Source organism: Streptomyces sp. NPDC059695 (assembly GCF_042733785.1).
Classification (GTDB): domain Bacteria; phylum Actinomycetota; class Actinomycetes; order Streptomycetales; family Streptomycetaceae; genus Streptomyces.
The window spans coordinates 232,721-240,988 of sequence record NZ_JBHWFF010000008.1; the positions used below are offsets into that span (position 1 = coordinate 232,721).

At 74.6% G+C, this 8,268-nt stretch carries 6 protein-coding genes, 1 tRNA gene and 1 pseudogene; 4 read left to right on the forward strand and 4 right to left on the reverse strand.

Features of this window, described 5'->3' with window-relative positions:
* Window positions 1-474 (reverse strand): annotated as a pseudogene (locus ACFV2S_RS13210) (hypothetical protein); the annotation flags it as partial.
* A 225-nt stretch (window positions 475-699) separates the two neighbouring features.
* Between ACFV2S_RS13210 and ACFV2S_RS13215 the strand changes: the two are divergent.
* Window positions 700-2,835, forward strand: a complete 2,136-nt coding sequence (locus ACFV2S_RS13215) for a DEAD/DEAH box helicase (protein ID WP_383789395.1) — start codon at window positions 700-702, stop codon at window positions 2,833-2,835.
* A 327-nt stretch (window positions 2,836-3,162) separates the two neighbouring features.
* A tRNA-Lys gene (locus ACFV2S_RS13220) sits at window positions 3,163-3,235 on the forward strand.
* 86 nt (window positions 3,236-3,321) lie between these two features.
* Here ACFV2S_RS13220 and ACFV2S_RS13225 read toward each other — a convergent pair.
* The gene (locus ACFV2S_RS13225; RefSeq protein ID WP_385557243.1) at window positions 3,322-3,915 is read right to left on the reverse strand and encodes a dihydrofolate reductase family protein; all 594 of its coding nucleotides are present in this window, start codon (window positions 3,913-3,915) and stop codon (window positions 3,322-3,324) included.
* Between the two features lie 217 nt (window positions 3,916-4,132).
* Here ACFV2S_RS13225 and ACFV2S_RS13230 point away from each other — a divergent pair, with 217 nt between their 5' ends.
* Both ACFV2S_RS13230 and ACFV2S_RS13235 read left to right on the forward strand, forming a co-directional pair.
* Window positions 4,133-5,512, forward strand: a complete 1,380-nt coding sequence (locus ACFV2S_RS13230; RefSeq protein WP_385557246.1) for a diacylglycerol/lipid kinase family protein — start codon at window positions 4,133-4,135, stop codon at window positions 5,510-5,512.
* A gap of 34 nt (window positions 5,513-5,546) precedes the next feature.
* Window positions 5,547-6,131, forward strand: a complete 585-nt coding sequence (locus ACFV2S_RS13235) for a phosphatase PAP2 family protein (RefSeq protein WP_385557249.1) — start codon at window positions 5,547-5,549, stop codon at window positions 6,129-6,131.
* Window positions 6,132-6,138: 7 nt separating this feature from the next.
* On the opposite strand, the gene ACFV2S_RS13240 is transcribed toward ACFV2S_RS13235, so the two are convergent.
* Both ACFV2S_RS13240 and ACFV2S_RS13245 read right to left on the reverse strand, forming a co-directional pair.
* The gene (locus ACFV2S_RS13240) at window positions 6,139-7,449 is read right to left on the reverse strand and encodes a DUF1254 domain-containing protein (protein ID WP_385557252.1); all 1,311 of its coding nucleotides are present in this window, start codon (window positions 7,447-7,449) and stop codon (window positions 6,139-6,141) included.
* A gap of 79 nt (window positions 7,450-7,528) precedes the next feature.
* Window positions 7,529-8,047, reverse strand: coding sequence for a nuclear transport factor 2 family protein (locus ACFV2S_RS13245; RefSeq protein ID WP_385557254.1), 519 nt, complete (start codon window positions 8,045-8,047; stop codon window positions 7,529-7,531).
* Window positions 8,048-8,268 lie beyond the last annotated feature (221 nt).

An 8,268-nucleotide genomic window follows, 5' to 3' on the forward strand; every position in this document is an offset into this window, starting at 1 on the left:
GGCGGGGGCGTGGGCCGGCGGGCGGGCCCGGGGGGCCCCGGCCCCGGCGGGTGGGGGCAGGGTGTCCCGGTGGGGGTGCGGCTCCCGGTCGGCCACCGCGAAGCCCTCGGCGGGCGCGGTGCCGGTGGGGGGCCCGGGCGGGACCGGCGGTCCTTCGGCGTCGCAGCCGGCCGGCGGCCACGAGGTGCCCGGCGGCGGCCCGGGCTCCGGCGGCAACGGCGGGGGAACGGGCGGAACCGGGGGCACGGGCGGCAGCGGCGGAGGCGCCGGGGGTACGGACGGGGGCGGGGCCACGCCCACGCCGGAGCCCAGCGCGCCGAGCCCCGAGCCGACGCCGGAGCCGACCTCCAACCCGACCCCGGAGCCGACCCCCGAGCCGACGTCGAACCCGACCGATCCGCCGCCGTCCGGGACCGACACCCAGATGGGTGCGATGCGGGCGGCGGACGGGCCGGGCGCGCCCCCGGAGCCCACGGCGTCCCCGCAGGTCGGACCGGTGTGACGTAGTCCGATTTGCTATAGGTGGGGGAGAGTCCGTATGGTGGTAGATCGCTTGATCCTATTGCCCGGCGCCGACACAGAAGAGCGCCGCGTGGCGCGTACTCTCCCTAGCCGTGGCTGACCGCATTGAGGCGGTCGTTTGCGAAATCACGGAGTTGACGGGCGCGTGCCGAGACTCCGGAAGGTTTCGCATTTCGCATGTCCATTTTCAGTTCTGACCACGCCGTCATGCCCGAGAACGACGAGATCGTCGAGGCCGTAGAGGCCACCGAGATCGTCGAGGCCGACGAGATCGTCGAGATCGTCGAGATCGAGGCCGACGACACCGCCGAGGCGGTCGTCGAGGAGGCCGTCTCCGACGAGCCCACCATCACCTTCGGCGACCTCGGTCTGCCCGAGGGCGTCGTGCGCAAGCTCGCGCAGAACGGCGTCACCACTCCCTTCCCGATCCAGGCGGCGACCATCCCGGACGCCCTGGCCGGCAAGGACATCCTCGGCCGCGGCCGCACCGGCTCCGGCAAGACCCTCTCCTTCGGTCTGCCGCTGCTCGCCACCCTGGCGGACGGCCACACCGAGAAGAAGAAGCCCCGCGGCGTCATCCTCACCCCGACCCGTGAGCTCGCGATGCAGGTCGCGGACGCCCTCCAGCCCTACGGCGACGTCCTCGGCCTCAAGATGAAGGTCGTCTGCGGCGGTACGTCCATGGGCAACCAGATCTACGCCCTGGAGCGCGGCGTCGACATCCTCGTCGCCACCCCGGGCCGTCTGCGCGACATCATCAACCGCGGCGCCTGCTCCCTGGAGCAGGTCAAGATCGCGGTCCTGGACGAGGCCGACCAGATGGCCGACCTGGGCTTCCTGCCCGAGGTCACCGAGCTGCTCGACCAGGTCCCGGCCGGCGGCCAGCGCCTCCTCTTCTCCGCCACGCTGGAGAACGAGATCGACAGCCTGGTCAAGCGCTACCTGGTGGACCCGGTCACGCACGAGGTCGACCCGTCCGCCGGTGCCGTCACCACCATGACGCACCACGTCCTCGTCGTGAAGCCGAAGGACAAGGCCCCGGTCACCGCCGCCATCGCCGCGCGCAAGGGCCGCACGATCATCTTCGTCCGCACCCAGCTGGGCGCCGACCGCATCGCCGAGCAGCTCCGCGACGCCGGTGTGAAGGCCGACGCCCTGCACGGCGGCATGACCCAGGGCGCCCGTACGCGCACCCTGGCCGACTTCAAGGACGGCTACGTCAACGCGCTCGTCGCGACCGACGTCGCCGCCCGAGGCATCCACGTCGACGGCATCGACCTGGTCCTGAACGTGGACCCGGCCGGCGACCACAAGGACTACCTGCACCGCTCGGGCCGCACCGCCCGCGCCGGCCGCTCCGGTGTCGTGGTCTCCCTGGCCCTGCCGCACCAGCGCCGCCAGATCTTCCGCCTCATGGAGGACGCGGGCGTCGACGCCTCGCGCCACATCGTCGGCGGCGCCGGCGCCTTCGACCCGGAGGTCGCCGAGATCACCGGCGCCCGTTCGCTGACCGAGGTCCAGGCCGACTCCGCGAACAACTCGGCCAAGCAGGCCGAGCGCGAGGTCGTCGACCTGACCAAGCAGCTGGAGCGCCTCCAGCGCCGTGCCGTCGAGCTCCGCGAGGAGGCCGACCGCCTGGTGGCCCGCGCCGCCCGTGAGCGCGGCGAGGACCCGGAGGCCGCCGTGGCCGAGGTGACCGAGGCCGCCGAGGCCGAGGTCGCCGCCGCCGCCGTCGAGGCGGAGCGCGCCGCGAAGGCGGAGGAGCGCCGCGAGGAGCGCGCGACCTTCCGCGACGAGCGGGGCAACTTCGAGCGCCGTGACCGCGGTGACCGTGGTGGCTTCAACCGTGACGACCGCGGCGACCGCGGCGGTTTCCGCGGTGGCGACCGTGGCGGTGACCGTGGTGGCTTCCGTCGTGACAACGACCGTCCGTCCGGTGGTTTCCGCCGCGACGACCGTCCGTCGGGCGGTTTCAACCGTGACGACCGCGGTGGCCGTTCTTTCGAGCGTCGTGACAACGACCGTCCGTCCGGTGGTTTCCGCCGCGACGACCGTCCGTCGGGTGGCTTCAACCGTGACGACCGCGGTGGCCGTTCCTTCGAGCGCCGCGACGACCGCCCCGCCGGCGGCCACCGCGGCAGCGACCGTCCGTTCAACCGCGACCGTCGCGACGACCGCCCCGCCGGCGGCTTCCGCTCGGGCGGCGGCGACCGCCCGTACGGCCGTCGTGACGACCACCGCGGCAGCACCGGCTCGACCGGCGGCTCCTTCGGCCGCCGCGACGACAAGCCGCGCTGGAAGCGCAACGGCTGACCTTCCGTAGGACCCTGAGACAGGGCCCGTACCCGCACTCCGGTGCCGGTACGGGCCCTGTCTCGTACCGGCGTTCGGCGGGCTGCGCGGACCTCGCGGCCCGCGACACGACGGGCCGTCTCTTCGCCCACGGCGGCACCTGCCGGGGCACGTACGGCTCCCGCGTCCTGGTCGGCGGCGGCTGGAACGCCTTCAAGGCCCTGTTCTGATCCGTCCGTCGACCGCGGGCCCCGCCGGCACCGGCCGGGCCCGCGGCACGGCCGGTGTCGGATACCCGATCGGTTCCCGGGCCCTCTCGGGCTATGCTGCTCGGGTGTGCTTGTCCACGGGCCGTTAGCTCAATTGGCAGAGCAGTGGACTTTTAATCCATTGGTTGTGGGTTCGAGTCCCACACGGCCTACGTGTGGCGGGCGAGGGGAGACCCTCTGACCTGCCGGAGCGCCCCGCCCGGAATCCTCCGGGCGGGGCGCTCCGTCGTTCACCGGGTCAGCTGGCCTCCGGGCGGCGGTAGGTGCAGACGTTGACGCCCTGGGGGCTGGTGACCGTGGAGGCCAGTTCGAGGGTGCGCAGGGTGCCGTCCGCCGGGAAGATCGACTTTCCGCCGCCGAGGAGCACCGGCATGACCATCAGGCGGAGTTCGTCGGCGAGGTCCTCGGCCAGGAGGGTGCGGGCGAGGCTGGGGCTGCCCATGACGAGGAGGCTGCCGCCGGGGGCGTCGTGGAGCTCGCGGAGGCGGGCGACGGCCTTGTCGCCGGGGATGAGCGTGGTGTTCCAGCCGAGGTCGGCCTCGCCGAGGGTGTGGGAGACGACGTACTTCGGGAGCGCGTTCATGCGGTCGGCGAAGGGGTCGCCGGCCCGCTCCGGCCAGGCGGCGGCCATGGTCTGCCAGGTGCGCCGGCCGTAGAGCAGGGCCTCGGCCTCGGCCGTCGCCTCGGCGAACGCGCCGCCCACGACCTCCGGGTCGAAGAAGGGGTGCGTCCAGCCGCCGTGGGCGAAGCCGCCGTCGGTGTCCTCCTCGGGGCCGCCCGGGGCCTGGACGACGCCGTCGAGGCTGATGAACTCGCTGATCACGATGCGCATGGGGCCGGTCCTGTTCGTCCGTGGCTTCTCGGTGGTGCCGTACAGGAGTGAAGACGGCACCGCCGTCTGGAAGTCATCGCTTCCTGAGAACCATCTTCGGCGTTTCTCGGTCTTCGTTCTCGGACCCCCCGGAAACCCGTTCGTCCGAACGGCTGCGTACGGGGGCGGCGCCGGGGAACGTGGGGAAGCGTGGACGCGGAGTGTGGAGGTGGGGTCGGTGGCGGCCAGCGGTACCGGTGATCCGGCGGGGGAGGCACGGCAGCTCGCCCGCTACGCGCTGCTGGCGACGGGAGGCGCGGCCGCGGCCCTGCTGACCGCGCTCGGGAGCGGGCTGCTGATCCTGCTGAGCGGGATCGTGGGGTTCGCCGCGACGGCGGCCGGCGTCTGGTGGTTCCTCGCGCACCGCGGTCCGGTGCGGGTCTTCGGGGCGATCCTCGCGGTGGCGGCGCCGCTCCTGACCCTGGGGCTGTACGTCGCCGGGGGCGTCTGGGTGAACGCCTTCGTGGCACTGGCGCTGTGGGCCGTGGCGCTGTCCTGCGCGCGGGCCGCGCTGCGCCGCCCCGAGGACGAGCGGGCCGCGCTGCCGAGGGGCGAGCGGGTCCCGCCGCCGCGCCGCCCCGTCCTGATCATGAACCCGAAGTCCGGGGGCGGGAAGGTCGGGAGCTTCGGGCTCGTCGCGCGGGCGGAGGCGCTCGGGGCCCGGGTGATCCTGCTCGACCCGTCCGCGCCGGCCGATGTCGCCGGGCTCGCCCGGAAGGCCGTGGCCGAGGGCGCCGATCTCCTGGGGGTGGCCGGCGGCGACGGCACGCAGGCGCTGGTGGCCGAGGTGGCCGCCGAGCACGACCTGCCGTTCCTGGTGATCTCGGCCGGCACCCGCAACCACTTCGCGATGGACCTGGGGCTCGACCGCACCGACCCGTCCCGCTGCCTGGACGCGCTGCACGACGGCGAGGAGCTGCGGATCGACCTCGGCGACGTCGCCGGACGTCCCTTCGTCAACACCGTCTCCTTCGGGGTGTACGCGGACGTGGTCCAGCGCCCCGAGTACCGCGACGACAAGGCGGGCACGGCGATCGAGGTCCTGCCGGACCTGCTCCAGGGCGGCGAGGGCGATCGTCTCGACGCGACCGCCGACGCCGTCCCGCTCGCCGGGCAGCAGGCCCTCCTCGTCAGCAACAACCCGTACGTGGCGCCCGACCCGTTCAGCGCGGTCGCGGCCCGCAGGGCGCGTCTCGACGGGGGTGAGCTCGGGGTGATCGGCATCCGGGTGGACGGGGCCGCCCAGGCCGCCGAGCTGGCCGTCCTGGGCACCCAGGCGACCGGTCTGAACGTCCTGACGGCCCGTAGGGTGGAGGTCGGGGGCGGCCCCGGCGCGGGCGCCGAGATCTCCGTCGCCGTGGACGGCGAGGCGCTGACGCTGCCCACGCCGGTCGTCTGCACCCTCCGCCCGGGGGCGCTGCGGGTCCTGGTGCCCCGGGGCCGGCCGGGCTCGCCGGTGCCCCCGCCGCCCCTGGACTGGCGGCGTCTGACCCGGCTGGCCTTCCCCGCGGAGCCCGTGGTCGCCGACCGGAATCCGTGGGATCCCCGCATCTCGTGAACCTCCCTCCCCCTGAACCTGCTAGGAGCGGTGCATGACCGACGACCAGACGACGACCGGGACCCTCCGGTCCGTCCTGCGTGACATCCGGGCCGTCGACGGGGCCGTGTACGGCGCGGTGGCCGCGACCCCGACGCCCACGCTCGACACGGCGTTCCGCCGGCTCTCCGCGGCGGCCGACCACTCCAAGATCTCCTTCACGGTCGCGGCGGCGCTCGCGCTCGTGCCCGGCCGGCCGCGCCGGGCCGCGCTCGCCGGGGTCGGGGCGATCGCGGTGGCCTCGGCCTCCGCGAATCTGCTGGGCAAGCGCCTGGTCCACCGGCGCAGGCCCGACCGGGAGGCGGCCCGGGTCGTGGTGGGCCGGCACGTCCCCATGCCGGCCTCGGCGTCCTTCCCGTCCGGGCACACCGCGTCGGCGGTCGCGTTCGCCACCGCCGTGGGGTCGGTGCTGCCGCACGCCACGCTGCCGCTCGCGACGCTGGCCTGGACCGTGGGCTACTCCCGGGTGCACACCGGGGTGCACTACCCGGGGGACGTCGCCGCGGGTGCCCTGCTGGGCATCGCGAGCGCGGGTGTGTCCCTGGCGGCGCTGAGCTGGCTGACCTCCGGGGAGAAGTGAGCCGGGGTCAGTCCGTGGCGGTGAGGGGCGGGAGCCGCCAGGTGCCGTCGAGGACCGACGGGTCGGGGCCGTACAGCCGGACGACGAGGCTGAACGGGCCGTCGGGGGCGGGCAGCCAGTTCGCCGCCTGCTTCGGGTCGGCCGGCCGGTCCTTCCGTACGTGGAGGGTGAGGCCGCCGTCGTCGTCGTACACGAGCCCCGGGGTGCGGTCGCCGATCGCGTACCGGTCGATCTCGTTGGCGACGAGCAGCCGTTCGGGCAGCCGGTAGAGGGTGACGGACCAGAAGAACCGGGCCGGGGGCAGCTGCCCGGGCGGGAAACGGACCTCGTGGTCGTGGTCGTGTCCGTTCGGCGGGTGGTCGCCGTGGTCGTCCGCGGTCCAGCCGCCGTACCAGGCCTCGGCCGAGGGGAGGCCGTAGAGCCCCATGCCGGCGGCGACCGCCCGCCCGATGTAGTCGTCGCCGAGCTCCTCGCGGGTGCCGAAGAGGTCGGTGGAGACGCGGGTGACCGCCTCGGCCTTCTCCAGGCGGGCCCGGCCGTCCGCGACGCCCTGCTCGACGGCGGCCCGGATCCCCGGGTCGAGCGATGCCGGTTCGAACGTGCCCGTGCCGGAGACGCCGAGCGCCGCGAGCCGGTCGCGCAGGCCGCGCTCCCGCTCCAGGACGGGGAAGAACCCGAGCAGGAAGTCGAGGAGCGTGAAGAACTCGACGGTGTCGAGGTCCTCCTCGCGCCAGACCGGCCACACCGGTTCCTCGGCGGGGTGCGGGGCGGCCGTGTCGGTGTACGTGGAGAGGGGGCGGAGCTCGTACCGCTCCTGGACCGCGCGCAGGGCGGGGACGTCCTCGGGGCCTGCCAGGTAGGTGCGGCCGACGATCCCGACGAGAAGGGTGTCGGCGCGCAGGACGCTCGTGATGCCCTCGGGGACGGTGCCGGTCCAGCCGGGGCCGGCGACGAGGTGGTCGCCGGCGGCCGGCCCCGTGGTGCGGGAGCCGACGAACCCGACGTACGCGGTGTCGAGGTCGTGGAAGGGGAGCACGTGGTAGCGGTCCGCGGCCGGGACGGAGAGCACGAACGGTTCGGCGCGCAGATCGAGCCAGGCCCAGGAGTACGGGGTGTCGTTGTTCGGGGTCACGACGTCGGTGTTGGCCGCGGTGAAGGGCTCGGCGTAGTGCCGGAAGCGGCCGAAGCCGCCCACGTACCGGGGATCGTCGGAGTCGATCGCCTGCGCGTACATCGTGCGGTAGTTGTCCAGGAGCGGGTAGCCCCAGATCCAGCCGTCGGCCGCCGTCCGGCGGGCCTCCTCGGGAGTGATCGGCACGGTGGACCGCCTTTGCGCGGGAGGGAACCAACCCGTACAAACTCGCACGAAGGGTTCCCTCCCGCACCCGGGCGGGGGATCAGTACGCGGCCCGGGCCAGCTCCTCCTCGGTGAGGCCCAGCGTGGCCATGCGCTCCGGGTCGGCCAGGATGTGCAGCTCGACGATCCGGTCCCCGACGACCGTGAACGTCATGATCGAGCTCGGGCGCCCCTGGACGACCGACACGACCGCGGGCTGGCCGTTGGCGACCACCCGCAGCACGCCCGTGCGGAACTTGGCGTACGTGAGGGCCTGGGCGACGACCGCCTCGGCGCCCCGCACGAGCTTGGAGACGGCGGCGAGGGTCCGGCCGCCGTCCGCGCGCAGCACCACGTCCGGGTCGAGGACGGCGAGCAGCCCCTCGAAGTCGCCGCCGTGCGCGGCGGCGAGGAAGGCGTCGGCGATCTCCCGCTGCCGGCGCGCGTCCGGGCCGGGGGCCGGGGTGGCGTCCTGCACCCGGCGGCGGGCGCGGCTGGCGAGCTGGCGGGTCGCGGCCGGGGTGCGGTCGACGATGCGCGCGATCTCGTCGAAGGAGACGGCGAACATGTCGTGCAGCACGAAGGCGAGCCGCTCCGCGGGTCCCAGGGTGTCCAGGACGACGAGGAGCGCGAGCCCGACGGACTCGGTGAGCTCGGCCGCGTGCTCCGGGTCGGTGGTGTCGGGGGGGGGGGGGCGCGGGGCGGGGGGGGGGGTAGACAGCGGGGGGCACCCGCGCGGGCCCGGCGCGCGGGGGCATAGCCAGCGCGAGCCGCCCGCGGCCGGGGGAGGACAGCGGCGGC